The following is a 26273-nucleotide window of genomic DNA, read 5'->3' as shown; positions in this document are numbered from 1 at the left end:
GCGGTAGCAAGCGGTGCAGAAGGAAGAGCCGGAAACGAACGATGGCGGCATCGCGTGGATGCCGCCATCGAAAATCCAGGGCGAAAAGCCGGTACCGAGATTGCGATACCGGATTTCTTGCCGACGTCTTACTGAGCGGAGTTGCCCGAACCGGTACCGGTTGCGCCACCCGTTGCGCCGCCGTTCGCGCCGCCCGTGCCCATGCCGGTCGCACCGCCATTGGTGTTACCGTTGGTCATGCCGTTGCCGCCGTTGTTGTTCGACTGGGCCTGCAGCTTCTTGAACTCCGGTGCGTTCTTGAGCTGGTCTTCGGTCATGTCGGTCACGAGCTTGACGCTGGCACCGTCGGACTGACGCTGGATGTTGATGCGGTTGAACGCAACGGCGACGTTCTTCTGGCCAATGCCGAGGAAACCGCCGACGCCGATCACGGCTGCCTTGATACCACCGTCCTTGGTGAAGACGAGATCGGAGATGTCGCCGATCGACTTGTCGTTGCCGTTATAGACGGACTGGCCGATGTAGGAGCTGGCAAGGACCTGATCCTGCTTCTGCTGCGTCATCGCGCTGGCATCGCCGGACTTGGACGAATCGTCCGAAGCGGAGCTGTCGGAACTGGACTGGTCGGAGTTCGACGAGTTCATGGAGCCTGAAGTCGAACCGCTGTCGCTATCGGAGTTCATGGAGCCCGAAGTGGACGAGTTGGAATCCGAGTTCATCGAACCCGAGCCGCTGCCCGACTGGTCCTGCTTCTGCATCTGGTCGCCGGACGACCCGTTCTGCTGCGAATCGTTCGACTGCGCGGCAGCCGTTGCGACGTAGCCCATCGAGGGCACGGCGAGCGAGGCACCGACGAGCAGGGCGCTGGCCGCGACGGATCTCATAAGGGTGGTTTTCATGGCTGTCTGCCTCCTTGGCTTTATATTCGGCCTGCGCTTGCGCCGCAGCCCGCTGGCATGCGGGACAACGTCGCCGCACGGCATTGGTTCACGAAAATCGTTCACAACCTTATGTCTTGCTGAAACATGCACTTGGCCGCGAAGCTCGCCGGGGCGTTCTTGCAAAGCGTGACCGCATTTGTATGGATGGTGCGCACGGGGTGCCGGGCGGCCGGCATCGGATGCGTCCTCACCTTCGAGGGCGCGCAAGACCCGCCGATCGGCGACTGGAACGGGCATTCGTGGCGAACGTTCTCGACATCGGCACGGCGCCGAAACGGCGCGACATTCTGCTCTACGGCGCGATCTTCCTCGTCGGCGCCGCGTTCGCATGGTTCTCGGCGTTCAGGGTTGCGGACCTGCCGTTCCTTGGTCCCTGGGACTTCCAGTGGAGCTGGTATCTCGCGGCGACGCTCTTCTCCTTCTGGTATGGCCGCGGGCTTGCCCGCACGCCTGCGGACGAGCGCCCGGCTTCCTGGCGCACGGCCGTCTATTTCGTCGGCATCGGGGCGATCTATTTCGTGCTGCAGACCCGGTTCGACTATCTGGCGCAGCACATGTTCTTCCTGAACCGCGCACAGCACGTGGTAATGCATCATCTCGGCCCGTTCCTGATCGCGCTCGCCTGGCCGGGCCCGACGCTCGCGCGCGGCATGCCGGAGCGTCTCGTGCGGGTAGCGAGCGCCCGATCCGTGCGCCGCATCCTTGCCGTCGTCCAGCAGCCCGTGCTTGCCGGCGTGCTCTTCGTCGGGCTCATCGTTCTGTGGCTCATTCCGTCGGTGCATTTCCGCGCGATGATCGATCCGCGCCTCTACCTCTTCATGAACTGGACGATGGTTCTCGACGGCATCCTGTTCTGGTGCCTCGTCCTCGATCCACGTCCCGCACCGCCCGCGACATGCTCCTTCGCCGCGCGCATGATGACTGCGGTGATCGTCATGTTTCCGCAGATCGCGATCGGCGCGCTGATCGCCTTCGCGACCAGCGACGTCTATTCCTTCTATGCATGGTGCGGCCGCATCTTCCCGGGTATCGGCGCGCTCGACGACCAGCAGTTCGGCGGGCTGATCGTATGGATACCCGCGGCGATGATGAGCGTGGTCGCGCTCCTGCTCATCGTCAACGCACTGCGCCTGAACGACGAGCGAAGCGAGAGGCAGGAGGACGGCAATGATGACGACGGGACGGAAGGGGTGGTCGTTTCTTCGGCAAGCTGGACCGGCGGACGCCCATAGGCTCGCTCGGCCGCTAAGCCGCCTCACGCCGATGTTCGGCGGCGCGGCGTTGGCGCTCGCGGCACTTCCGGCCCTTGCCGCCGGTACGACCGTGCGGGCAAGCGACGGCTGGCTGCGCTTCGTCATCCCGGCGCGACCGGCGGCCGGTTACCTGACGCTGACCAATACCGGCGGGCGAACGGAAGTGCTCGTCGGCGCATCTTCGCCTGCATGCGGCGCGATCATGATCCACCGGTCGGTTTCCGATAACGGTTCGAATGCCATGGAGGGCGTCAAAGCGCTTCCCGTACCGGCGAACGGATCCGTCCGCCTCGCACCGGGCGGCTACCATCTCATGTGCATGCGGCCGGCTGCCGACATCCTCCATCGCTCCAGCGTGCCGCTGACGCTGACCTTTCGAGGCGGCGGGCGTCTTCGCACCGATCTCGTGGTGAAAAACGCGCTCGGCAGGTAGCGGGCGCATCGTAGCGGCCGTTCTGTCGGGCTGCGACGATCCGTTTTCCGTGCGCTGCAGCAAACAGCCTTGCGCGTGTGCGCCGGAACGTGCATTCGTCGCCGCGCAATCGAAAAAAGGGGGCATGAGAAGAAATGCGGCGCGCATCGCGTTTGAGAATGGTGCGGCGGTCGCGTGTTCTGGTCAGTTCGCCGCGCATCTGGAAGCCGCGGCTCGTGTTCTGGCTCGGCGCGCTCGCCATCGGCGCCATCAGTGCAGGGTTTGCAAGCGTCGCCGATCAGGCTCAGCTCCTCTTTACCGACGTCATCCATGCCGATGGGGGCAGGCGTTATCTGCCGCTGCTCATCACGCCGCTCGGCTTCGTCTTGTGCGCGTGGCTCGGCGACCGGTACTTTCCCGGATCCCAGGGCAGCGGCATCCCGCAATGCATCGCCGCCCGCCACATACGCGACGACGTCGAACGGGGCGGATATCTCTCGCTTCACGTCGTCTTCGGCAAGATCCTGCTGACCGTCGTGGGGCTCGGCTGCGGCGCGTCGATCGGGCGCGAGGGGCCGACCGTGCAGGTGGGCGCGGCACTGATGCTGCAGGCCGCGAAGTTCGGCGGCATGATGCGCGCTCGCGGCCTCATCCTCGCGGGCTCCGCCGCCGGTATCGCTGCCGCCTTCAACACGCCGCTCGCCGGTGTCGTCTTCGCCATCGAGGAGATGAGCCGCAGCTATTCCTCGCGCACCAACGGCATCGTGCTTGCGACCGTCATCATCGCCGGTCTCGCCTCCCTGTCGCTCGTCGGCAACTACACCTATTTCGGCGTCACCAACGCCACCGCAGGCTTTCCCACCGACTGGATCCTCGTCGTCGCGTGCGGTGTCACCGGCGGCGCCTTCGGCGCCTTCTTCAGCGACAGCGTGTTGCGCCTGACGCGGCGCATCCGTCGCTGGCGTTCGATCCAGCCTCGATGGCGCGTCGTCGTCGTCGCGGCGATCGCCGGCCTCGTTGTCGCGATCATCGGCGTCGGGACGGGCGGCATCACCTACGGAACGGGCTATGCGCAGGCGCGCTCGGCGATCGAAGGGTCGCATCTTCCCATCACGTTCTTCTTCACCAAGTTCGTCGCGACGCTCGCCTCGACCTGTTCGGGCATTCCCGGCGGTCTCTTCGCACCGTCGCTCGCCGTCGGCGCGGGCCTCGGCAGTGTTTTCGGCATGCTCTTCGCATCGAATGCAAGCATCGCCGCACTCCTCGGCATGACGGGCTATTTCGCCGGCGTCACCGAGGCGCCGATGACGAGCTTCGTGATCATCGTCGAGATGACCGGCAACCAGGCGAACCTCGTACCGGTGATGACGGCGGCCGTGCTCGGCTACGGCACGGCGCGCCTGGTTTCACCGGAGCCGCTCTATCACGCGCTTTCGCGCTTCTACATCGCGGATGCATTGCGCAAGCGCCGCGCCGCCGACAGCGCCCGCAAGCGAGAGGAGGCGACGCCGGCTGCTGCGTCTTGAGCGGCCTTCCCGGTGGTAAGACCGTCCATTTTGGAGGGTTTTAAAACTACGGGCGCCGGGCCGTCAGAATAGTCGGGCCGCCCATGCGAGGAAACCGTCGTTTCGGTTTTCGTCCATCAGCCGGCTCAGATCCTCGGCATCGGCCTCGATCTTCGGATCCGGCGTATCGAGACTGGTGAAGAGCAGGCGCGGTTCGCCCTTCCGGTCGAAGACGTAGACGGCCGAACTGTGCTGGACGGTGTATTTCGACGGATCGGGCGAGGGGTGCACCGAGTGCGCGACACGGTAGCGCTTTGCGATCGCGCCGAGTTCGTTGTCGGTGCCGCGAAGCCCGTCGAACTCGGGCGCGAAGGCCGACGCGTATTGCTTGAGCACCTTTCGCGTGTCGCGGTTCGGGTCGACGGTGACGAAGAGCACCCGCACGTCCTTCGCTTTCTTTCCGAGCTTGTCGAGTACACGTGCGGTGTTCGCCATCGTCAGCGGACAGACGTCCGGGCAATAGGTGTAGCCGAAATAAAGAAGCGTGATCTTGCCCGCGTAGTCGGCCGCGGTAACCGCCTTGCCGTCGTCGGCGCGCGTCATGGTGAAGGCCAGCCGGGGCAGGGCGCTTCCGCTGAGATCGGTGGCGTGAAATTTCGGCTCGTCCGTGCACCCGTAGAGGACGCTCACGAGCGCGAGACACCAGATTGCGTGCCGGTGGACACCGGACCAGCGCCCCAACTTCGCAAGGGTGCGGTCGATGATGTTGCCGCTCGAAGCGATGGTCATGCTTCCTCTTCGCGTAAAGGCGATCCCGGTTCTCTCATAATGGTGATCCCGGTTCTCGCATAATGGCGGGTTTACCCATAGCATGATGGCGGGTGGTCGAAACGTTGATCCTGCGCGCCGGGAGTTCATATCTACGCATACGCGCGGTTCAACCGTTCTCCTGCGCATTCAGGGTGTGTTCATACGCGCGCAATTAGCGTGTAGATCGGCCGGCAGCATGGTTCGACGCGCTTGCGTCGACCCGGGCGTGCTGCCGTCGCCGCCGAAAAAGGCAGTTCTTTCACGGAGTTGGTGAATGGCCCTTTGGAAACAGGCCTTTCTGTGTCTCGTGCTGCTTGTCGGCGCTTTCGTCGCGTGGGTGCGATTCGACCCGGGCGCGACGCAGCGGTTGGCCGGTTGGGGCATTCAATCCTCCGTGATCGCCGCCATCGCGCCGGACGACCGGGAGAAGGCCAAGGCGCCGACTGCCGCGCAGCGTTCGGCCGGCGTCGACCGGGCGGCCCTGGTCGCGACGAGCCCGGTCGAAAGCGCGACGCTCAATTCCAGCTTCAAGGCGATCGGCAGCGGCATTCCGCTTCACACCGCCACCGTCACCCCAGCCGATGCCGGAACGCTGACGGCGATCAGGGTAGAGGCCGGTGTCGACGTGAAGGAAGGCGACGCGATCGCGACCCTCGATTCGCAACCGCAGCGCATTGCCGCCGACAAGGCCAAGCTCGCGCTTGAGGATGCACAGAAGAAGCTCGACCGGCTGAAGCAGCTTCGCCAATCCTCCACCGTCTCGAGCGTCCAGATCTCCGACCAGCAGAATGTCGTCGCGTCGAACAAGCTCGCGCTCGAGCAGGCGCAGTACGATCTCGACAAGCGCACGATCGCCGCGCCGATCGCGGGCGTCGTCGGCATCATTCCCGTCAACACCGGTGACTACGTGACCGCCCAGACGAAGATCGCAACGATCGACGATCGCTCGAAGATCCTCGTCGACTTCCAGGTGCCGGAGCGCTTTTCCGGCCAGTTGAAGAAGGGCATGCCGCTCAGCGCGACTTCGAGCGCGTTTCCGGGGAAGAAGTTCGAGGGCAAGGTTCAGGCGATCGACAACCGGGTCGATGCCGAAAGCCGTACCTTCCAGGTGCGTGCCGCGCTGCCGAACGACGAGGATCGCCTGCGCGCAGGCATGTCCTTCCTCGTGACCATGAAGTTTCCGGGCGACGTCTATCCCGCCGTCGATCCGTTGGCGGTGCAGTGGGATTCGTCCGGCGCCTATGTCTGGCGCGTTGCCGACGGACAGGCCGAGCGCGTGGATGTGGGCGTCGTGCAGCGCAACCCCGAATCGATCCTCGTCAGCGGCAAGCTTGCACGTGGCGACACGGTCGTCACGCAAGGGGTTCAGGTCCTGAGGCCGGGCGCGACGGTGCGCGTCGCCGACAGTAACGGCGATGAGGACGATAGCGCAGCTGCGAAGAATACGCGCCACGATGCGGCGCGGCGGAAGGAAGCCGGTTCGGCTGCACTGTAGGAGCTTCCTGCACGCATCGGGCACGCGAAAGTTTGGGCGCGGATGAACGAAGACGACAGGCGCTACGACACGCACGAAGAGGCCGGCGACGACACGTCTTCGCCGGCACGCGAAGACGTGCCAGCCGAGCCTGCACGGGACGTAGCGCCCCGCGACCGGCGGGCTGACGAAAAGAGCGACCGAAGGCCCGACGACAAAAGCGGCCGCGAGCTGGGCGACGAACCTGCCGCGCGCGACAAGCCCGAGGACACGGGAGAGCCGGACTCGCAATCCGCCAAGGCGGCGGAACACGGGCACGAAGCCCTCGGCGCACAGATCCGCAAGGCACTGCACGGCGGAGGGCTGACGGCGCTCGTCGTGCGCCGGCCGATCCTCGCCTTCGTCTTCAGCACGCTGATCGTCGTTGCCGGCATCGCCGCTTATTTCGGCGTTTCCGTGCGCGAACTGCCCGATGTCGATCGTCCCGTCATCACCGTGCGCACGGACTATACGGGTGCCGCGCCCGAGACGATGGACCGCGAGGTCACCGAAACCATCGAGGGGGCAGCGGCTCGCGTTTCGGGTGTGGAATCCATGTCGTCGGAATCCTCGCTCGGGCGTAGCGAGGTGACGATCGAGTTTTCGAGCAGCACCGACCTGAATGTGGCGGCAGCCGACGTGCGCGATGCGATCAGCCGCGTGCGCAACGATCTGCCCGACGACGTCGACGAGCCCCGCATCATCAAGGCGGATGCCAACGGTCAGGCCGTCATGCGGCTTGCCATGACCTCGACGAAGATCCCCGTCGACGAGTTGACGCAGCTTGCCGACGACGTCGTCACCGATCGTCTGGCCGCGGTTCCCGGCGTCGCCGACGTCAACGTCTATGGCGACACCGCGCGCGTCTTTCGTATCGACGTCGACCAGAACAGGCTCGCAAGCCGCGGCCTGACGGTCGCCGACCTCAGCAAGGCGCTTTCGACCGCTGCCTTCGATGTGCCCGCTGGAACGCTGACGAGCAACACGCAGGACCTCGTCGTGCGTGCCAACGCGCAGCTGCAGAAACCGGCCGATTTCGAGCGGCTGATGATCGCCAACAATGTGCGTCTCGGCGACGTGGCGACGGTAACGCTCGGCCCGGAGACCGGCACCACGGCACTGCGTGCCAACGGACGCAACGGTGTCGGTCTCGGCATCGTCCGCCAGGCTTCGGCCAATACGCTGGAAATCTCGAAGGGCGTCTACAAGGCGGTGGCGGAGCTGAAGCCACTTCTTCCCAAGTCGGTCGATCTGCGCATCACCAGCGACGATTCCGTCTTCATCAACGGGGCGCTCCACGAGGTGGTGCGCTCGCTGATCATCGCCGTCATCGCCGTCGTCATCATCATCTACCTGTTCCTGCTCGACTGGCGCGCGACGCTCATTCCCTCGCTCAGCCTTCCGGTGGCCCTGATCGGCACCATTGCGGCGATCTATCTGGCCGGGTTCTCGATCAACATCCTGACGCTGCTGGCGATCGTTCTCGCGACGGGTCTCGTCGTCGACGACGCGATCGTCGTCCTCGAAAACATCGTGCGTCGGCGCGGGCAGGGGCTCGGTCCGCGCGCGGCGACGGTGCTCGGCACGCAGGAGGTTTTCTTCGCCGTCATCGCCACGACCGCGACGCTCGTTGCCGTCTTCGTGCCGCTGTCCTTTCTTCCGGGGCAGGCGGGCGGGCTTTTCCGCGAGTTCGGCTTTACGCTTGCCTTTTCGGTGATCCTTTCGGCGTTCGTGGCGCTGACGCTCTGCCCGATGCTCGCCTCGCGCATGCTGACCGAACACAGCCATCACCACGAAAATCTTCTCACCAAGCTCGGCAGCGCCGCCCAGCGCGTCTACGGCCGCTGCCTGCGGTGGGCCCTAAGGGTGCCGCTGGTGATCGTGCTCGTGGCGCTCGTCTTTTCGGCGATCGCGGGCGTGCTCTATGGCGGGCTCCGCCAGGAACTGACGCCGAACGAGGACCGCGCGGTGGCGCTGATGCGGGTCAACGCACCGCAAGGGGTGAGCCTCGACTACACGCAGAGCCAGATCAAACGCATTGAGGATCGGCTGCAGCCGCTCGTGAAGAGCGGCGAGATCCGGAACATCTTCTCCATCACCGGCTTCGGCAACACGACCAATAGCGGCTTCATGGTGCTGACGCTCGCGCCGTGGGGCGAGCGCGAACGCTCCCAGAACGAGATCGTGAAGGACATCAACGCCGCGGCGGCGAAAGTGCCCTCGCTCAGGGCGTTCGCCATCCAGCCGAACAGTCTGGGCATTCGCGGTGCGGGCAACGGCCTGCAGTTCGCCGTCGTCGGCAACGACTACGCGAAGCTTTCCAAGGAAGCCAACGCGATCATGCAGGAGATGCAGAAGGATCCGGCCTTCGGCCAGGTCCGGCTCGACTACGAGACGACGCAGCCGCAGCTTTCGGTCTCGATCGACCGGGAAAAGGCGTCCGATCTCGGCATCGACATCACCGGCCTCGGCGATGCGCTCCAGGCGATGGTCGACGAGCGAAAGGTCGCGACCGTGTTCGTCGGCGGCAAGTCGCACGACGTCGACCTCGTCTCTTCGACGACGCCGATCAACGACCCGACCGACCTCGAGAACATCTTCGTCAAGACCGGCGACGGACGCATGGTGCCGATGTCTTCCATCGCCACCCTCAAGGAAAACGCGATCGCGCCTGAGCTCAGCCGCGAGGACCAGCTACGTTCCGTCGGCGTGACGGCAAGTCTCTCCCCGCAGCTCGCCCTCGGCGATGCTCTGGCGAAAGTGCGCCAGATCGCCGCCGGCAAGCTTTCCGCCGGCGACAACATCATGCCGCTCGCGGAAGCCAAGACGCTGAACGAGAATTCCAGCGGCGTCGCCAAGACCTTCGGCTTCGCGATGGTCATCATCCTGCTCGTGCTCGCCGCCCAGTTCGAAAGCTTCATTTCGGCGATCATCATCATGGCGACGGTGCCCGTGGGGCTTGCCTGTGCGGTCTACGCGCTGATCCTCACCGGCGGAAGCGTGAACGTCTACAGCCAGATCGGGCTCGTCCTGCTCGTCGGCATCATGGCGAAGAACGGCATCCTGATCGTCGAATTCGCGAACCAGCTGCGCGACGAGGGCTATTCCGTGCCGGAGGCGATCGAGCGCGCATCGAACATCCGCCTGCGTCCGGTGCTGATGACGATGATCGCGACCATTCTGGGCGCCCTGCCGCTCGTGCTGGCCGGCGGAGCGGGTGCGGAAGCGCGCGAGGCACTCGGTTGGGTCATCGTCGGCGGCCTCGGCTTTGCCTCCGTGCTGACGCTGTTCCTGACGCCGGTCGCCTACCTTCTCCTTGCGGGCTTTTCCAAGCCGCGCGCCAGCGAGGAAGCGCGGCTTCGCCGTGAGCTCGATGCGGCGGCCGATCTCGATACGGCGAGCGCTTCGCCGGCGGAATAGGCGTTGGTCGGCACCGGCGCGACGATGGCCGAACGTTTGCATCGGACGCGAAAGATGCAATAACGCGGCCAATCGCCGCTTTTCCGTGACCTTCGCGAATCCACCAAGTCGAAAGCGCAGCCGCAAACATGCCGAGTGAAACCGCCGCCGATCCCGAAGCCCAGTTGCAGGCGGAGCAGGCGGTCGAACCACCGGCGGAGCGCGAGTTGAGGATCGGCACGCTATCGGCGCTGGCGCTCCTCGTCGGCATCGTCGCCGGGCTCGGCGCGATCTTCTTCAAGTTCCTGATCGCGCTCATCACCAATTTCGCGTTCTACGGCGAATTCTCCTTCCATTACGATCCGAACGCCTTCGGACCGCCGAGCCCGCTCGGCCCGTTCCTGATCGCCATTCCCGTCATCGGCGGGCTGATCGTCGTGTTTCTGGTGCGCAGCTTCGCGCCGGAGGCCAAGGGCCATGGCGTGCCGGAGGTGATGTACGCGATCTATCACCAGAGCGGGAACGTCCGCGGCGTCGTCGCGCTCGTCAAGTCGCTCGCCTCGGCGATCTCCATCGGCACCGGCGCCTCCGTCGGCCGCGAGGGGCCCATCATCCAGATCGGCTCGTCCTTCGGCTCGACGCTCGGCCGCCGGCTGAACCTGATCCGATCGCAGAAGATCATCCTGCTTTCCGCCGGTGCCGGCGCCGGCATCGCCGCGACGTTCAACACGCCGCTCGGCGGCGTGCTCTTCGCAACGGAAGTGCTGCTGCCGGAAATCTCCACGCGCAGCTTCCTGCCGGTCGTCGTCGCCACGGCAACCTCGACCTATGGCTACCGCCTCGTCATGGGCGCGGAATCGGCCTTTACCGTTCCCTTCCTCACCGGTCCGGTCCAGGTGCAGACGGTCAACGGCACGGAGATCGTGCTTTCGGCTCTCATCGGCGTCGTGCTCGGCGTGGCGGCGTGGGCGTTCGTGCGGCTGCTCGCCTTCATGGAGGATTTCTTCGAGCGGATGCCGATCAGCCCCTATCTGCAGAGCGTGATCGGCATGGCCGGCGTCGGGCTGATGGGCTATCTCTTCCTGCTGGCCGTCGGACATTACGAGGTGCTCGGCGTCGGCTACGCGACGATCCAGGACATCATCAACGGCAATACGCTCGGCATCGTCCTTCTGACTGCGCTCTTCTTCGGGAAGTTGCTCGCCACCTGCGTCAGCCTCGGGGCAGGGTCGTCGGGCGGCATCTTCTCGCCCTCGCTCTTCATGGGCGCGACGCTCGGTGCCGCGATCGCCGGCATTGCGGACGTCATCATGCCCGGCATGGTCGCCTCGGTGCCGACCTACGCGATGATCGGCATGGCGGCGATGGTGGGCGCTTCGACGAGCGCGGCGATGACGGCGATCGTCATGATCTTCGAGATGACGCGCGACTACAATATCATCCTGCCGCTGACGCTCGCCGTCGCGATCGCACTCGGTATCCGCCGCGCGCTGATCACCAACGACATCTACACCGTGAAGTTGCGTGGGCGGGGTACGCCGATCCCGACCGACCGCACGACGAACATGTTCCTCGTCCAGCCGATCCGGGAAGTGGTCAATCGCAATTTCAAAGTGCTGCCGCAGGACATGACGGTCGCCGACGCCATCAACGAGATCGATCCGGACACGACCAAGGTGATCGTCAGCGACGGCCAGCGGCTCGCCGGCTTCATCCGCTTCGGCACCATCCGCTACAACATGCAGAAGGTCGCCGAACAAAAGCTCGGCGAACTGTCGTCGGCCGAGTTCATCATCGCCGCCGAGCGCAACAACCTCAACGACGTGATTACCCGCATGAACCGGCGCGGGCGCTCCTACGCGATCGTCATTCGCGGCAATCGCGGCGTGCCGCGACCGGACGAAGTGGTCGGCATCATCGACCGCGACGAGATCGCCCAGGCGGTCATCCGCAACCATTACGGCTGAGGCATGGGGCACCGTGCCGCACGGAATTTCCGTGTGGCGAAGGGGCCTTCGACTTTGCACATTGCGCCCGCACATTCCATAAGCGCGCAGCACGGACGAAGAAGGCGCGAAACGGGAGGAAGCTGACGATGCCGCTCGCCGACATCAAGGAAGGTCTTCGCGACGCGAAGGCGGTCGATACGGTCGTGGAGATGCTCGGCCAGCGCTTCGGTTCGCGCTGCCAGACGGGAAGGGCGCTGCGCGAGCAGCATGCCCATACGACGAGCTACATTCCGCCCCAACCGCCGGATGCGGTCGTCTACCCCGAGACGGCCGAAGAGGTGCAGGCGATCGTTCGCCTGTGCAACGAGCATCGCGTGGCGATCGTCCCCTTCGGCGTCGGGACCTCGCTCGAAGGGCACGTCAACGCGCCTTCGGGCGGCATCTGCCTCGACATGGGCCGCATGAACCGCGTCATCGAGGTCAACCAGGCGGATCTCGACTGCACCGTCGAACCCGGAATCACCCGCACGCAACTCAACAGCTACCTGCGCGATACCGGCCTCTTCTTTCCGCTCGATCCGGGTGCGGACGCGACCATCGGTGGCATGGCGGCGACCCGCGCGTCGGGCACGAACGCCGTGCGCTACGGCACCATGCGCGAGAACGTCATCGCGCTCGAAGCGGTGATGGCGGACGGCACGCTGATCCGCACCGCCCATCGTGCGCGCAAGACGTCCGCCGGCTACGACCTGACGCGTCTCCTCGTCGGCTCGGAGGGCACGCTCGGCATCATCACCTCCGTCACCCTGCGCCTGCAGGGCATTCCCGAGACGATCGCCGGCGGCCTCTGCGCGTTTCCCACGCTCGAAGCCGCCTGCAACGCCGTCGTCATGACGATCCAGATGGGCGTGCCCGTCGCGCGCATCGAGATCCTCGACGCCATGCAGATGAAAGCGTGCAACGCCTATTCCGGTCTCAACTACGCGCAAGTGCCGACGCTCTTCGTGGAGTTTCACGGCAACGACGAAACCGTCGCCATCCATTCGCGAACCTTCGGCGACATCGCGGCGGAATTCGGGGGTAGCGATTTTCAGTGGACACGCGATCCGGAAGAGCGTGCGCGGCTCTGGGACGCACGCCACAACGCCTATTTCGCCTCGCTGCAGCTTCGTCCCGGTGCGAACGGGCTTTCGACGGATGTGTGCGTGCCGATCTCGCGGCTTGCCGAATGCATTGCCGGCACGCAGGCCGACATCGCCGAACTCGGCCTGCTGGCACCGATCGTCGGCCATGCCGGCGACGGCAATTTTCACGTGCTCGCGCTGATGGACATGCAGGATCGCGCCGAGATCGACCGGGTGGAAGAGTTCGTGCGAAGGCTCAATTCGCGCGCACTCTCGATGGACGGCACCTGCACGGGCGAGCATGGCATCGGCCAGGGCAAGCAGCGCTTCCTCGTCGAGGAACTCGGCGACGCGCTGCAGCCGATGCGGCAGATCAAGCGCGCGCTCGATCCGAACGGCATTCTCAATCCCGGCAAGATTTTTGCGCTGGAAACGTAAAAGTGGACCCTCGGCAAGCGGTTCCGCCGGTCGAAGCGCTATCGTATAAAGCCGAAACGCTCTAGAATACCGTTCACGGCGGGGCGATCTGGTCGAATACAGCGAAGGATTGCACAAACTGGCCCGGGTCTTCCTCATCCTCGGTGGCGTTATCGTCGTGCTGCTCTTTGCGGCACTGGTCGGCCCGTACTTCGTCGACTGGACGAACTATCGCGACAGTTTCGAGCGGGAGGCAAGCCGCATCCTCGGCCAGAAGGTCGAAGTGCATGGCGAGGCGGAGGCACGGCTCCTGCCGTTTCCCTCGGTCACCTTCCATGACGTCAGCGTGGAAAACCGGGAAACCGGCAAGACCATGATGACGATCTCGACCTTTTCGATGGATGCCGAGCTCGCTCCGTTCCTGCGTGGCGAAATCCTCATCTTCGACATGCGCATCAAGCGGCCGCACGCGACGATCCGGCTTGCGAGCGACGGCCGGGTGAACTGGGCCTCGCGCATCGAGCGCGACCTGCCGGCCCGCTCGATCAAGCTCGAACACGTCGAGGTCTCGAACGGATCGATCGACTTCGTCGACGAACAGAACCACCGGACGACGAACGTGACTGCGTTGCAGGCGCAGCTTTCCGCCGATCGGTTGGCAGGGCCATGGCACATGACGGGAACCGGCGCCGTTGCCGGCCGGTCCGGTGCGTTCTCGCTCACGACCGGCAGCCTCGATTCCGATGGCAGCATCCGCCTGCGCACGCGCATCCTGCCCGATGCCGAACCGATCTCGCTCGAAGCCGACGGCACGGCGAGCTTCCAGGACGGCAAACCGCAATATGGCGGCCAGTTCACGCTGCAGATCCTCGATCTCGCCAACGTCTCGGGCACGCAGAACGTCGACGCGGACAACGACGATTCGGACAAGGCCGTCGCGCGCGCCACCGGCTCCTTCGCGCTGAACAACGAACGCCTGCAGGTCGACTCGTATCGCCTGGAAGTCGGCGCGGACGACGATCCCTATGTCGTAACCGGCATGGCGACGATCGACACCGGCAAGGATCCGACCTTCCAGCTCCAGGCGAACGGCGAGCAGGTCGACATCGACAAGCTGCGCGATCCCGATGCGCAACCTTCCAAGACCGATCGGCGCCGGCCGCCACCGACCCCTTCCCAACGGTTGGCGATCCTGCACCGTGTGGCCGACCTCATTCCCATTCCGCCGATGCCCGGCAAGGCGAGCATACACCTGCCCGCCGTTGTCGCCGGCGATACGATGGTGCGCGACGTCGCGGTGGAAGCAAGGCCGAACGGCAAGAGCTGGACGATCGACAATTTCCGCGGCACCTTTCCCGGCCGCACCGAGGTGGAGGCGAAGGGCCAACTCAACCTCGATACCGATTTTGGTTTCGATGGACACCTGCTCGTCGCTGCCCGACAACCCTCGGGCCTCGCGCGCTGGCTGACCGGCAAGGTCGATCCGCAGATCCGGCTTCTCGATGCCGCCGGGCTTTCGGCCGACGTCGAACTTTCGGCGAAGGCGCAGCATTTCGACAATCTCGAGCTTGCCGTCGGTTCCTCGACGATCCATGGCAGTTTCGCGCGCCTTCCGGGCAACGCGAACGGTCCGCGCCTGACGATGAACCTCGATGGCGACACGATCGACCTCGACGCGGTGCGCGCGCTCGAAGGTCTCGTCACGGGCAAGCATGACGGGCTCGGACTGCAGGCAAGCAGCGTCGAGGCGAAGCTTTCGGCGGACCGGTTCGAGGCGTTCGGCACGCAGGCACGCGGTGTGGATGCCGCGCTCGCCTATGACGACGGCACGCTGAAGATCGACCATCTGACGATCGACGCGCTTGCCGGGGCGGCGCTCTCGGCCAAGGGCCACATCTCGGATATTACGACCTCGCCGACCGGCCACGTCGAGGCGAGCCTGAACGCCGACGATCCGAAGCCGATCTTGGCGCTTGCCGACCGGCTCGTGGGCGGCAACCCCATCCTTTCGCGGATCGAGAAAAGCGCGGGCGCCTTCGGCAACGCCGATCTGTCTCTAACGGCCGACGCCGACGACGACGGATTGACGGCAAAGCTCGACGGAACCGCCGGCAAGAGCGACGTGACGGTCAGCCTTCGCCGCGATTCGGTCCTCGGCGCGCCGGCCGCCGTTCCGATGACGTTCGACGCCGAGGCGTCGAACGCGTCCGTCAATCACCTGATCCGCCAGCTCGGTTTCGAGCCGTTGCCGGTCGAGGCGCCGGGGCCGGGCAAGGCGGCGGTGCACTACGCCGGAACGTTCGATGACAAGGCGAACGTCACGGTGACGCTTTCCGGCGGCGACAGCACGATGCTCGCCAAGGGCCGTCTTGGGCCGGCGGACAAGGGGCAGGGCGTTGCCGGAACGCTGGATCTATCCGTCACGTCCGACGATCTGACGCCCTATTTCATCATGAGCGCGGTTGCCCTGCCGCAGACCGCCTCGGCCATTCCCGCCGAACTGCACGCCGGTGTCGCGATCACGCCTTCGAGCTTGGCGCTCACCGATATCGGCGGATCGCTTTCGAACGACGCGGTTCGCGGCAAGCTTACGGTCCAGCGCAAGGACCGCCCGGTCGTCGACGGCAAGCTGTCGCTGGACAGTGCAAGCGCGCCCTGGCTCGCCGCGTTCGTGCTCGGGTCGGACGCGGTCTCGTCGGACGGGAAGGACTGGAGCAAACAGGACTTCACTTCCGCGCAGGATCCGGGTTTCGATGCCGACATTGCCCTGACGGCCGATCGCGTCGATCTCGGCGGTACGACGCCGGCGCGTGACTTCTCCGGCACGGTCGCGCTGAAGGGTGGGGCGCTGACGGTTTCGAAGGGCCAGGCGCACTGGCACGGCGGCGACCTTTCCGGCGACATCAAGCTTTCCGACGCGAGCGGCGCCGGCCTTCTGACGAGCCGCATATCGCTCGAGAGTGCCGATCTCGCCACGATCTTCCCCGGCAAGGACGAGCCGGTGACCGGAACGGCGACGCTTACGGCTTCGCTCGAAGGCTCTGGCAAGAATCCGCGCGCGCTCGTTGACGCGTTGACGGGCTCGGGGACGCTCGCGGTGAAGGATCTCGCGATCGGTGGCCTGCATACCGACGGTTTCACCAAAATTCTGCAGGGCGCCGACGCCGAAGGTTTCGCAATTTCCGAGAAGTCCGTGCGGGCGATCGCCGAGCGCGCGATCGACGGCGGACGGTGGCAGGCCGGCGATGCGAGCGCGCCCTTCACCGTCACGGGCGGCCGGCTCGACGCCTCGAACATCGCGCTTGCCGGCGAACACGCGAAACTGATGGGCAACGCGGATATCGACCTCGCGCGCCAGACCCTCGATGCGGATTTCGTGCTCGCCTTCAGGCCGCAGGAGGATACGCTCGCCGGTGGAACGCCGGCCGTCGCGATCCACTATACCGGCCCGATCGATGCGCCCAAGCGTACGCTCGACGCTACGGAACTCAGCAACTACCTGTCCCTGCGCGCCTACGAAATCCAACGCCGCAAGGTCGAGCTGCTACAGGCCGGCGTCCTCGAGAAACAGCGCCTGCGCCGCGAGATCGCGCTTCTCGATGCCGAAGCGTCCGAGCGTGAGGCGATCCGTATCCGCAAGGAACGGGAGAGCGAGGCGGCGCGCGGAGCTGCCGAGGCCGCGGAGAGACCGGAACCGTCATCGGGCGAAACGCCCAACCGCGACCAGGGCACCGATGCACCCCTCGACATCGGCCCGCTCGGTACGTCCGAAGGCAAGGGCTTTGAGCTGAAGCAGCCATCCTTCGGTGCGCTGCCTTCGATGGGCGAGCGCGAGCAGAGCGATACGCCGCCCCAAGCGAACTGAAACGCCTCGATCCCGGAAAGTCGCCGACGCCGTGTTCTACCGATAAAGCGTCTATTCGGCGGCGACGGCCGCGGCCATCGTGCCTTCGAGCCATGCGCGGCAATCCGCAAGTGCACGCGTGGTGACGGCGCGCTTCTTGGCCAACGCCTTGTCCTTTCCGCGCCATCGCCCAGCGCCTTCGGGCTTTTGAAGAGCGCCGGGCTCGAGCGGCGGGAACAGGCCGAAATTAACGTTCATCGGCTGGAACGAACGTCGGCCGGGCTCGCTGTCGGACAGGATGTGGCCGCCGGTGATGTGGCCGATCAAGGCGCCGAGTGCTGTCGTTGCCGGCGGCCGTTCGGCGTTCTCGCCGAGCCGTTCCGCAGCGGCGAAGCGTCCGGCGAGAAGGCCGATCGCCGCGCTCTCGACATAGCCCTCGCACCCGGTGATCTGGCCGGCGAAACGCAGGCCGGGCCGTGATTTCAGCATCAGCGACGGGTCGAGCAGGGCAGGCGAATTGATGTAGGTGTTGCGGTGCAGCCCGCCGAGGCGCGCGAACTCCGCATTCGCCAGACCCGGGATCATCTGGAAGATCGCCTTCTGTGCCCCGTATTTCAGCTTCGTCTGGAAGCCGACGAGATTGTAGAGCGTTCCGAGCGCGTTATCCTGGCGCAGCTGGACGACGGCATAGGGCTTTTCGTCCGGCTTGTGCGCGTTGGTCAGGCCCATCGGCTTCATCGGTCCGTGGCGCAGCGTCTCCGGTCCGCGCTCGGCCATGACCTCGATCGGCAGGCAGCCGTCGAAATAGGGAACGTGTTCCCATTCCTTGAAGACCGTCTTGTCGCCATCGACCAGTGCCTGAACGAAGGCTTCGTATTCTTCCCTGTTCATCGGGCAGTTGATGTAGTCCTTGCCCGTGCCGCCGGGACCGACCTTGTCGTAACGCGACTGGTGCCAGCACACGTCCATGTCGATGGTTTCGGTATGGACGATCGGCGCGATGGCGTCGAAGAAGGCAAGCGCATCCTCCCCGGTTTCCGCGCGGATCGCCTCGGCGAGCGCGGGCGCGGTAAGCGGGCCGGTCGCGATGATCGCCTGATCCCAATCCTCGGGCGGCAGGCCCGGCACCTCGCCGCACTCGACCGTAATCAGGGGATTGGCCTCGATCGCGCGCGTGACCCCTTGCGAAAATCCTTCGCGATCCACGGCGAGCGCGCCGCCGGCCGGAACCTGGTGGGCGTCCGCCTCGTGCAGGATCAGCGAACCGGCAAGCCGCATTTCCGCGTGCAGCAGGCCGACGGCATTCGTATCCGCATCGTCGGAGCGGAAAGAATTCGAGCAGACGAGTTCCGCCAGCCCGTCAGTGTGGTGCGCATCCGTCGCGCGCTCGGGCCGCATCTCGTGGAGGACGACCGGAACGCCGGCCTTTGCGATCTGCCAGGCGGCTTCGGAGCCGGCAAGGCCCCCGCCGATCACGTGAATGGGTCGCATCGTGCCTGTTCCTTACCCGGTGCTTGGGGAGCCGTTTCCCTACCACGCCGACGGTTCTCCACCAAGGCGTCGGGATGGTTCCGCAGATGGCTCGTCGGACCACGCGGGACGCGAAAAGGCCGGCGTCGATGGTTCGACGCCGGCCGGGCATGCGCGAAGGTCGGGCGGATCGCTGTGATCCGTGCGAACCCTTCGTCGGATCAGATGTGGCGGTGACCGATCATATGCACGTCGTAACGTGTCAACCCGATGTCATCGAGAACCTGATTGGAAAGCTTGTCGAGCTGGCTGGCCGTACGGCGTACGGACAACCAGTTGCGGAACCTGCGTGCGAACTTCATGGCACTAATACCTGTGGGCCTCGGGTTTCGACCCGCGTGATCAGTTCGGGTCTTGTTTGCGAACTACGCTTCGAGTTCCATCAGGAAAAATGTCTTTTTTGCTTATCTGATATGCAAAAAATACTGAAATCGCTCATTTTTTCGGCGTTGATCAGTGCGACGCCAGCCGCTCGACAAAGGTCCTCCGAATGCGTCAGCGATCATGCATTTCGCGACATCGAGCCATTCATGCCTATCGTGGAGGCGCCCCCAAACGCAACCGCCCCACGCGTGCGGGACGCGAGGGGCGGTAGTGGTGCCGGCTGGAATGGCAGGACAGGTGGCGCCGATCATGCGAAGGAGGGAACGCATGCGGCGCCTAGATTATGTGGTTCAGCGCGAAGCCTGGCGGGCGACGGTGCGGATATCGGCGCGGCCGATGCCGAGGTCGGTCAGTTCGCGGTCGCTCATGCGGTTCAGCTCGTCGACCGTCTGCCGATACTTGCGCCAGGTGCTGTAGCTCTTCTTGATGCTCATTGCTTTCTCCATCGATATTCCGGTTGGTGCCGGTCGATTTGTGCCGGCGTTCTTGTTCGTTGTTTTCTGACCCGGAAGATAGGTGATCGACGCCGTCTTGTGCAGCGCAAAAACTTCACGATGGGTATTCGCGCCATGCATGACAACGCCCTTTTACGGCCGTTATCTGCGTGACGCTCATGGCAGGCTTGCATGTGGTGAAAAGCGGAAGAAAAAACCTGCCGATCGCGTCGATCGGCAGGTCTATTGGAAGGTGCCTGCGGACCCGGTCGAGACGACCGGCCAAGGGACCGTCATCGCTCAGCCGAGGCCGTGGCGGGCGACGGAGACGATCTCACCGCGCTGGACGCCGATGTCGCGCAGTTCGTGGTCGCTCATACGCGAAAGCATGGTGACGGTCTCGCGGTAGCGGCGCCATTCGCGGAAGCTCTTCTTCAGGCTCATGATCCTGTCCTTTTCGTTGTTCGATCCATCGGACCACCTGCCAATGGGCGGTGGCCGTTCCAATTCGGAACCGCCCACGAAATAGGCATTTTGCACGAATTTGTGCACCGCAAAGTCTGCAGGGGAGATATGCTTTGCCTGCAGGTCCGTGGCGGATGGCATGCGTACGCGGCCATACGGTTGCCCGGACGGTGATCGACGGAAGAGGAGGGATCAGCGCAAAAAAATAGCGCTCGCTGGGGGAGGAGGTCCAGCGAGCGCCATTTTCACGACCGACGATCGGGAGGAGGAGGATCGACGGTCACATCGTGCGGGCAATGGGAGGAGGAAGTTGTCCGCACGAATTCCAGAATTTCCGTGTGGCTGCATCGGATCGAAACCCCTGCGCCGCACCATCGCTTCGCTTCCGCGTTGCGACGACCGATAAATAGACGATGTCGACGCGATTGTGCAGTGCAATAAATTCATGCGAGCCATGCGAGTTTTGCAAGGGCCGGCGGAGCATTTCGTGGGCAGCCGATGATGGTGGTCGACGGTCTTCGCGACGGATGCGCCCGCCTGTGGCGTTGCCATAGGCGAAATCGCGGGCATTTTTCCTTTGATCGCGAAAAAACGGGTGTTATAGAGGCGCCGCGCTCGGGATGGCGTATGCAGATAATTCTGCGAGCGCTTCCCAGGCGGGTGTGGCGGAACTGGTAGACGCACTTGGTTTAGGTCCAAGCGCCGAGAGGCGTGGGGGTTCAAATCCCTCCACCCGCACCAGCCGGCCCGGCTATGTCGGCCGTCGGTCCGGTGCCGCCGATTCCGGCAATCGATTTTTAGCGCGGCGCCCTTCGGCGAGAACCGAAGGCGCGTGCCGCGGCGACCAGATGAAGGTGTGAACATGCAGGTCACAGAAACCCTGTCCGAGGGCCTGAAGCGCGAGATCAAGGTCGTGATCCCCGCTTCGGATATGGAAGCCCGACGCAACGAACGCTTGGCGGAGACCAAGGACCGCGTGCGGATCAACGGCTTTCGGCCGGGCAAGGTGCCGATGTCGCACCTGAAGAAGATGTACGGCAAGTCGATCATGGCCGAACTCGTCAACGAGCTCGTGCGCGACAAGCCAAACGAAATTCTTTCCGAACGCGGCGAGAAGGCGGCGACCCAGCCCGAAGTCAACATGACAGAGGACGAGTCCGAGGCAAACGAGATCCTCGACGCCAATAAGGATTTCGAGTTCTCGCTCGCCTACGAAGTCATTCCGCCGATCGAGCTCAAGGACATGAGCGAGGTCAAGGTGACCCGCCAGGTCGTCGAGATTCCGCAGGAAGAGGTCGACGAGCAGATCCGCCGCATCGCCGACAACACGCGTGCTTTCGAAACGAAGGAAGGCGCCGCCGAAAAGGGCGACCGCGTGACGATGGATTTCGTCGGCAAGATCGACAGTGAACCCTTCGAAGGCGGCAGCGCGGAGAACCACGAACTCGTTCTCGGCTCCGGCACCTTCATTCCGGGCTTCGAGGATCAGCTCGAAGGCGTGAAGGCCGGCGACGAGAAGCGGGTGACCGTGACCTTCCCCGAAGATTACGGCGAGGCCTCGCTTGCGGGCAAGGAAGCCGTCTTCGACGTGACGGTAAAGGACGTGGCGAGCGCGCCGGAAGCGGAGATCGACGATGAACTCGCAACGAAGCTCGGCGTGGAATCGCTCGACAAGCTACGCGAACTCGTGCGCGGCCAGATCGAGAGCCAGTACGGCCAGATGACGCGTCAGAAGGTCAAACGGCAGATCCTCGACCAACTCGACGAGATGTACCGGTTCGACGTGCCCGAGACGCTTGTCGAGGCCGAGTTCCAGAACATCTGGCGGCAGGTGAACACGGATCTCGAGCAGGCCGGCAAGACCTTCGAGGACGAGGAAACGACCGAGGAGGAAGCGCGCGCGGAGTATCGCAAGCTCGCCGAGCGGCGCGTGCGGCTCGGTCTCGTGCTTTCCGAGGTCGGCGAGAAGGCCGGCGTCGAGGTGAGCGAGCAGGAGATGCAGCAGGCGTTGCAGCAGCAGCTCCAGCAGTTCCCGGGTCAGGAACAGCAGATCTACCAGTATTTCCAGCAGAACCCGGGTGCCATCGCCTCGCTTCGCGCCCCGATCTTCGAGGAGAAGACGGTCGACCATCTGCTGGGTGAAATCGACGTCACGGACGAGACCGTCAGCAAGGAAGAGCTGATGGCCGAAGAGGACGACGACGAAAGGGCGAGCACGGCGGCCGGCTGAGCCGCCGGAACATCGTTACGTTTACGAAAGGCCCCGGTTTTCGACCGGGGCCTTTCGCTTTTCGTCTACGCGAGTTCAATCGAGGTGAGCGAGGCGAATGTAGTCGTCGTCGGTAAGGGGATCGATCGACGCTTCCGTCTGGCCGATCGGCGTAAAGCCGACGCGCTGGTAGAGCGGCAGCGCAATGTGGTGATCGAGCGTGTTGGTGTTCACCGTCACGCGTTCCGGCTCCAGCGTCCATGCCGTCTCGACCGCCTGGCCGAGAAACCACTTGCCGAGCCCGCGGCCGTGCACGTGCGGCATCAGCCCGAAATAGGCAAGGTCGACCGTCTCGTCCTCGACGTGCAGTTCGAAGAAGCCGGACGGCGCGCCGTCGACATAGAGCACGTGGATCTGCGTCTCTTCGCTGTGGACGATCGCCGAAAGGGTCTCGTCGTCCATGCGCAGGCGATAGACCCAATGCCACGGCTTGCCGACACGGAACTGCAGATAACGATAGAAGTGCAGCGGAATGTCGTGCACCCGCAGCATCGCCGCATGGGTATTGATGGGCCGCGCAAACCGCACGGACGAAGGCTGACGCATCTCAAGGAACGTCACCGTCGCCTGCCTGTGCGATCCGTCGGTCACCGTAGACCTCCCGCCATGGTGCTCGCCGCGCCTCCAAACGTCGCGCCTTCAGCGTCGAAGAGACCGTCCGTATGCGATGGGAGGCGACTTGCCCGTGTCATTTCAGGCTTCGCTTTTTTCGAACGGCACGTCGATTTCGGGCTTGCGATCGATCCATTCGGGCACCGGCAGGCCTTTCGAACGAAGGAATTCCGGATTGAAGAGCTTGGTCTGGTAGCGATTGCCGTAGTCGCAAAGCACCGTCACGATCGTATGCCCCGGTCCCATTTCGCGCGCCATGCGCATCGCGCCGGCAATGTTGATCGCCGACGATCCGCCGAGGCACAGACCCTCTTCGCGGATGAGATCGAAGACGATGGGCACGGCTTCCGAATCCGGGATGCGGTAGGCCATGTCCGGCTCGAACCCTTCGAGATTGGCCGTGATCCGTCCCTGGCCGATCCCTTCGGTAATGGAGCTTCCCTCGGAGGCGAACTCGCCGGAGGTATAGTAGGAATAAAGCGCTGCGCCTTCAGGATCGGCAAGGCCGATCTTCATGTCGCGCTTGCGCGCGCGCAGTGCCTGCGCGACGCCGGCGAGCGTTCCACCGCTGCCGACCGCGCAGATGAAACCGTCGACCTCGCCTTCGGTCTGTTGCCAGATTTCCGTGCCGGTCGTCTCGATGTGCGCTTGCCGATTGGCGGTATTGTCGAACTGGTTGGCCCAGATCGCCCCGTTTTCCTCGCTCTTGGCAAGCTGCTCGGCCAGCCGGCCGGAAACCTTCACGTAGTTGTTCGGGTTGCGGTAGGGGACGGCAGGAACCTCGATCAGTTCGGCGCCGAACAGGCGCAGCGCGTCCTTCTTCTCCTGGCTTTGCGTTTCGGGGATGACGATCACCGTGCGATAGCCGAGCGCGGAGCCGACGAGGGCAAGCCCGATTCCCGTATTGCCCGCCGTCCCTTCGACCACCGTGCCGCCGGGCTGGAGCGCGTTGCGCTTCTCGGCCTCGCGGATGATGTAGTACGCGGCGCGATCCTTCACCGACTGGCCGGGATTGAGGAATTCGGCCTTGCCGAGGATGGTGCAGCCGGTTTCCTCGGAGGCGCGTTTGAGGGGAATCAGCGGTGTGTTGCCGATGGTGTCGAGGACGGAGGAGACAGTATTCATGCTTGAACCTCTTTTTCGCCGCCAGAGTATGAAGGCGCCGGGCAACAGGCAAGGCCGCGCCGGTGCCGGCTCTCCCTGCGCCAACGCGCAACGAGCGCGATCGATCCGGCGGCAGACGCGCAGCGCGGCGGGAAACGCGGCAACCGCCCCGCCTTGCCGGCATGCCGCGTAAGATTAGGGCCGCGACGGCGCTTTGAAAGATGGAAGGTCACTGGACCTCGCCGGGCTTCGCGCCATTTCAACCGGACGTCCCGCCGCCATCTCCCGGAGAAACCATGAAGCCGTATATCGCCCGTCCCGAAGATGGAGCCGCCTGGGTTACCGGCGCAAGTTCCGGTATAGGCCGCTCGCTGGCGCTGCAATTGGCGGAGAAGGGCTTCACCGTATGCGTCACGGCGCGTCGCGGCGAAGCGTTGCAGGCGTTGGCCGTCGACGCGCAGGGGCTTGCCGGGCGCATCGTTCCCATGCCGGGCGACGCGACGGATGCGGACGCGATGGTGACGATCGTTGAGACCATCGCACGCGACCATGGCGGCTTGTCGCTCGTGGTGCTGAACGCCGGCGCCTACGAGCCGGTGCACGCCGAAACGATGAAGCTCGAGGATTTCGACAAGACCTTCTCGGTCAATCTCGGCGGTTCGGTGCGCGGTCTTCTGCCGTCGGTCGAAGCGATGCGGCGCGCCGAGCGAGGGCAGATCGTCCTCGTCGCTTCGGTGACGGGTTACGGCGGCCTGCCGACGAGTGCTGCCTACGGTGCCAGCAAGGCCGCGCTCATCAACATGGCGGAAAGCCTGAAATTCGACCTCGACAAGCTCGGCATTCGCATTCAGGTCGTCAATCCGGGCTTCGTCGATACGCCGGCAACGGCCGACAACGACTTCAAGATGCCGGCCCTAATGCAGCCCGAGGACGCGGCCCGGCGCATCGTCAAGGGGATCGGCTCGAAGAGTTTCGAGATCAGCTTCCCGCGCCGGTTCACCGGCTTCCTGAAGATGCTGCAGTTCCTTCCGTATTCCGGCTATTTTGCCGCGGTGAACCGCTTCACGGGCTGGCCTAAACGGCCGCTGGAAGATGAGGGCGGCGAAACCGGCGGCAAGAACTGACGCCGGTCCGCTTCGCCTCGATGCGCCGGAACCCGGAAGGTTCTAGAGTTCGAGAACGATCTTGCCAAAATGCGCGCCGGCTTCCTCGTGGCGGAACGCGTCGGCGATCCGGTCTAGCCCGAAGCACGAATCGATGACCGGGCGCACATCGATCGTCTCCAGCGCGCGAACCATCTCCATCTGGTGCCGGCGGCTGCCGACGATGAGGCCGCGAAGCGACGCCTGCTTGGTCATCAGCTTTCTGGTCGGGATGTCGCCTGCAAGGCCCGTCAGCACGCCGATCAACGCGATGTGGCCGCCGATCGCCACGGCATCGATCGATTGCGGCAGCGTTCCCGGTCCGCCCACCTCGATGATATGGTCGACGCCGCGGCCTTCCGTCAGGTCCCAGACGGTTTTGCCCCATTCGGGCGTCGTCTTGTAGTTGATCGTGTGGTCGGCGCCGAGCGCGCGCATGCGTTCGAGCTTCTCGTCCGAGGACGAAGTCGCGACGACGCTTGCGCCCATGGCCTTGGCGAACTGGAGCGCGAAGACCGACACGCCGCCGGTGCCGAGCGTAAGTACGCTGTCGCCGGCCTTGATGGCGCCGTCGACGACGAGCGCGCGCCAGGCTGTCAGCCCCGCCGTCGTCAAGGTGGCTGCTTCGGCATGCGAGAAGTCGTCCGGCGCATGGGTGAACCACGTCTGCGGCCGCACGACGGTCTCCACGGCGTAGCCGTCGACGCCGTCGCCGGGCGTGGTCGAAAAATCGGAGATGAAGGGCGCGCCGTCGAGCCAGGTCGGGAAGAAGGTCGACACGACGTGATCGCCGGGCACGAAGGCGCTTACGTCCGCGCCGACTTCCTCGACGACGCCGGCTCCGTCGGCCATCGGAATGCGGCCTTCCTTCGTCGGGGCACGACCCGAAACAATGCCGTAGTCGTGGAAATTGAGCGAACTCGCCTCGATGCGCACGCGGATCTCTCCCGGACCGGGCTTGCCGGGATCCTCGACCTCGACGACGGAAAGCGTTTCCAGACTAGCATTGGATGGGACGTGGACGGCTTTCATGACCGTGAACCTCGATCGTTCGTTGAAGGGCTTCGACCTGCACCTAGCTGTGAGCTTTCATTAGGTTGTCCATCCGGTCCGGACCGGGGATGCTGAGGTTGTGAGACTTCAGAGTCCAGGGAGGGACCGGATGA

The 26273-nt window shown here is 64.6% G+C and carries 18 protein-coding genes, 1 tRNA gene and 1 pseudogene; 11 read left to right on the top strand and 9 right to left on the bottom strand.

Translation table 11 applies throughout. The features are described 5' to 3' along the window. Positions 1-128: 128 nt before the first annotated feature. On the bottom strand, positions 129-899 hold the full coding sequence (locus tag FJU11_RS07540) for a PRC-barrel domain-containing protein (RefSeq protein WP_235890887.1): 771 nt from the start codon (positions 897-899) through the stop codon (positions 129-131). 281 nt (positions 900-1180) lie between these two features. On the opposite strand from FJU11_RS07540, the gene FJU11_RS07535 reads away from it, so the two are divergent. The 3 genes from FJU11_RS07535 (at position 1181) to FJU11_RS07525 (ending at position 4132) form a co-directional block, all read left to right on the top strand. Continuing rightward, entirely contained in the window at positions 1181-2173 is a 993-nt protein-coding gene (locus FJU11_RS07535; protein ID WP_181408090.1) for a cytochrome c oxidase assembly protein, read from the top strand. A 49-nt stretch (positions 2174-2222) separates the two neighbouring features. Further along, on the top strand, positions 2223-2627 hold the full coding sequence (locus FJU11_RS07530) for a copper chaperone PCu(A)C (RefSeq protein ID WP_181408089.1): 405 nt from the start codon (positions 2223-2225) through the stop codon (positions 2625-2627). Positions 2628-2761: 134 nt separating this feature from the next. After that, entirely contained in the window at positions 2762-4132 is a 1371-nt protein-coding gene (locus tag FJU11_RS07525) for a chloride channel protein (protein ID WP_141166427.1), read from the top strand. 63 nt (positions 4133-4195) lie between these two features. Here FJU11_RS07525 and FJU11_RS07520 read toward each other — a convergent pair whose 3' ends face one another. Beyond that, entirely contained in the window at positions 4196-4900 is a 705-nt protein-coding gene (locus tag FJU11_RS07520; protein WP_141166426.1) for an SCO family protein, read from the bottom strand. Between the two features lie 295 nt (positions 4901-5195). Between FJU11_RS07520 and FJU11_RS07515 the strand changes: the two genes are divergently transcribed. The 5 genes from FJU11_RS07515 (at position 5196) to FJU11_RS07495 (ending at position 17188) form a co-directional block, all read left to right on the top strand. Then, entirely contained in the window at positions 5196-6416 is a 1221-nt protein-coding gene (locus FJU11_RS07515) for an efflux RND transporter periplasmic adaptor subunit (protein WP_141166425.1), read from the top strand. Between the two features lie 42 nt (positions 6417-6458). Beyond that, positions 6459-9854 (top strand): efflux RND transporter permease subunit, encoded by a 3396-nt coding sequence (locus FJU11_RS07510; protein ID WP_141166424.1) that lies wholly within the window; start codon positions 6459-6461, stop codon positions 9852-9854. Between the two features lie 128 nt (positions 9855-9982). Then, the gene (locus tag FJU11_RS07505; protein WP_141166423.1) at positions 9983-11800 is read left to right on the top strand and encodes a chloride channel protein; all 1818 of its coding nucleotides are present in this window, start codon (positions 9983-9985) and stop codon (positions 11798-11800) included. Positions 11801-11928: 128 nt separating this feature from the next. Next, positions 11929-13344 (top strand): FAD-binding oxidoreductase, encoded by a 1416-nt coding sequence (locus FJU11_RS07500; RefSeq protein ID WP_141166422.1) that lies wholly within the window; start codon positions 11929-11931, stop codon positions 13342-13344. A gap of 109 nt (positions 13345-13453) precedes the next feature. Beyond that, on the top strand, positions 13454-17188 hold the full coding sequence (locus tag FJU11_RS07495) for an AsmA family protein (protein ID WP_141166421.1): 3735 nt from the start codon (positions 13454-13456) through the stop codon (positions 17186-17188). A gap of 51 nt (positions 17189-17239) precedes the next feature. Here FJU11_RS07495 and trmFO read toward each other — a convergent pair whose 3' ends face one another. From trmFO to FJU11_RS07475, 4 genes are all read right to left on the bottom strand, one after another. Beyond that, a complete protein-coding gene (trmFO, locus tag FJU11_RS07490) occupies positions 17240-18658 on the bottom strand; it encodes a methylenetetrahydrofolate--tRNA-(uracil(54)-C(5))-methyltransferase (FADH(2)-oxidizing) TrmFO (protein ID WP_141166420.1) in 1419 nt (472 codons plus the stop codon). 200 nt (positions 18659-18858) lie between these two features. Then, a complete protein-coding gene (locus FJU11_RS07485; protein ID WP_141166419.1) occupies positions 18859-18999 on the bottom strand; it encodes a DUF1127 domain-containing protein in 141 nt (46 codons plus the stop codon). Positions 19000-19371: 372 nt separating this feature from the next. Next, on the bottom strand, positions 19372-19515 hold the full coding sequence (locus tag FJU11_RS07480; protein ID WP_141166418.1) for a DUF1127 domain-containing protein: 144 nt from the start codon (positions 19513-19515) through the stop codon (positions 19372-19374). 300 nt (positions 19516-19815) lie between these two features. Next, positions 19816-19959, bottom strand: coding sequence for a DUF1127 domain-containing protein (locus tag FJU11_RS07475; protein ID WP_141166417.1), 144 nt, complete (start codon positions 19957-19959; stop codon positions 19816-19818). 677 nt (positions 19960-20636) lie between these two features. Here FJU11_RS07475 and FJU11_RS07470 point away from each other — a divergent pair. Together FJU11_RS07470 and tig are read left to right on the top strand one after the other, a co-directional pair. Next, a tRNA-Leu gene (locus tag FJU11_RS07470) sits at positions 20637-20721 on the top strand. Positions 20722-20842: 121 nt separating this feature from the next. Then, positions 20843-22186 (top strand): annotated as a pseudogene (gene tig, locus FJU11_RS07465) (trigger factor); the annotation flags it as partial. Positions 22187-22285: 99 nt separating this feature from the next. Here tig and FJU11_RS07460 read toward each other — a convergent pair. Both FJU11_RS07460 and FJU11_RS07455 read right to left on the bottom strand, forming a co-directional pair. Further along, the gene (locus FJU11_RS07460; RefSeq protein WP_141166440.1) at positions 22286-22795 is read right to left on the bottom strand and encodes a GNAT family N-acetyltransferase; all 510 of its coding nucleotides are present in this window, start codon (positions 22793-22795) and stop codon (positions 22286-22288) included. A gap of 147 nt (positions 22796-22942) precedes the next feature. Further along, a complete protein-coding gene (locus tag FJU11_RS07455; RefSeq protein ID WP_141166415.1) occupies positions 22943-23986 on the bottom strand; it encodes a cysteine synthase A in 1044 nt (347 codons plus the stop codon). Between the two features lie 275 nt (positions 23987-24261). Between FJU11_RS07455 and FJU11_RS07450 the strand changes: the two genes are divergently transcribed. After that, on the top strand, positions 24262-25089 hold the full coding sequence (locus FJU11_RS07450) for an SDR family NAD(P)-dependent oxidoreductase (protein ID WP_141166414.1): 828 nt from the start codon (positions 24262-24264) through the stop codon (positions 25087-25089). Positions 25090-25131: 42 nt separating this feature from the next. On the opposite strand, the gene FJU11_RS07445 is transcribed toward FJU11_RS07450, so the two are convergent. Further along, positions 25132-26139 (bottom strand): zinc-dependent alcohol dehydrogenase family protein, encoded by a 1008-nt coding sequence (locus FJU11_RS07445; protein ID WP_141166413.1) that lies wholly within the window; start codon positions 26137-26139, stop codon positions 25132-25134. Between the last annotated feature and the right edge of the window lie 134 nt (positions 26140-26273).

This window comes from Pararhizobium mangrovi, assembly GCF_006516965.1.
GTDB classification, from domain to species: Bacteria; Pseudomonadota; Alphaproteobacteria; order Rhizobiales; family Rhizobiaceae; genus Pararhizobium_B; species Pararhizobium_B mangrovi.
The sequence above is the reverse complement of the archived record's forward strand: the minus strand, read 5'-3'. Positions and strand labels throughout refer to the sequence as shown.

Bases quoted from the DNA above. Each gene is read 5' to 3' on its own strand.
- FJU11_RS07540 (WP_235890887.1), bottom strand. From the start codon at position 899: ATGAAAACCACCCTTATGAGATCCGTCGCGGCCAGCGCCCTGCTCGTC.
- FJU11_RS07525 (WP_141166427.1), top strand. From the start codon at position 2,762: ATGCGGCGCGCATCGCGTTTGAGAATGGTGCGGCGGTCGCGTGTTCTG.
- FJU11_RS07520 (WP_141166426.1), bottom strand. From the start codon at position 4,900: ATGACCATCGCTTCGAGCGGCAACATCATCGACCGCACCCTTGCGAAG.
- FJU11_RS07515 (WP_141166425.1), top strand. From the start codon at position 5,196: ATGGCCCTTTGGAAACAGGCCTTTCTGTGTCTCGTGCTGCTTGTCGGC.
- FJU11_RS07510 (WP_141166424.1), top strand. From the start codon at position 6,459: ATGAACGAAGACGACAGGCGCTACGACACGCACGAAGAGGCCGGCGAC.
- FJU11_RS07505 (WP_141166423.1), top strand. From the start codon at position 9,983: ATGCCGAGTGAAACCGCCGCCGATCCCGAAGCCCAGTTGCAGGCGGAG.
- FJU11_RS07500 (WP_141166422.1), top strand. From the start codon at position 11,929: ATGCCGCTCGCCGACATCAAGGAAGGTCTTCGCGACGCGAAGGCGGTC.
- trmFO (WP_141166420.1), bottom strand. From the start codon at position 18,658: ATGCGACCCATTCACGTGATCGGCGGGGGCCTTGCCGGCTCCGAAGCC.
- FJU11_RS07485 (WP_141166419.1), bottom strand. From the start codon at position 18,999: ATGAAGTTCGCACGCAGGTTCCGCAACTGGTTGTCCGTACGCCGTACG.
- FJU11_RS07480 (WP_141166418.1), bottom strand. From the start codon at position 19,515: ATGAGCATCAAGAAGAGCTACAGCACCTGGCGCAAGTATCGGCAGACG.
- FJU11_RS07475 (WP_141166417.1), bottom strand. From the start codon at position 19,959: ATGAGCCTGAAGAAGAGCTTCCGCGAATGGCGCCGCTACCGCGAGACC.
- FJU11_RS07460 (WP_141166440.1), bottom strand. From the start codon at position 22,795: ATGCGTCAGCCTTCGTCCGTGCGGTTTGCGCGGCCCATCAATACCCAT.
- FJU11_RS07455 (WP_141166415.1), bottom strand. From the start codon at position 23,986: ATGAATACTGTCTCCTCCGTCCTCGACACCATCGGCAACACACCGCTG.
- FJU11_RS07450 (WP_141166414.1), top strand. From the start codon at position 24,262: ATGAAGCCGTATATCGCCCGTCCCGAAGATGGAGCCGCCTGGGTTACC.
- FJU11_RS07445 (WP_141166413.1), bottom strand. From the start codon at position 26,139: ATGAAAGCCGTCCACGTCCCATCCAATGCTAGTCTGGAAACGCTTTCC.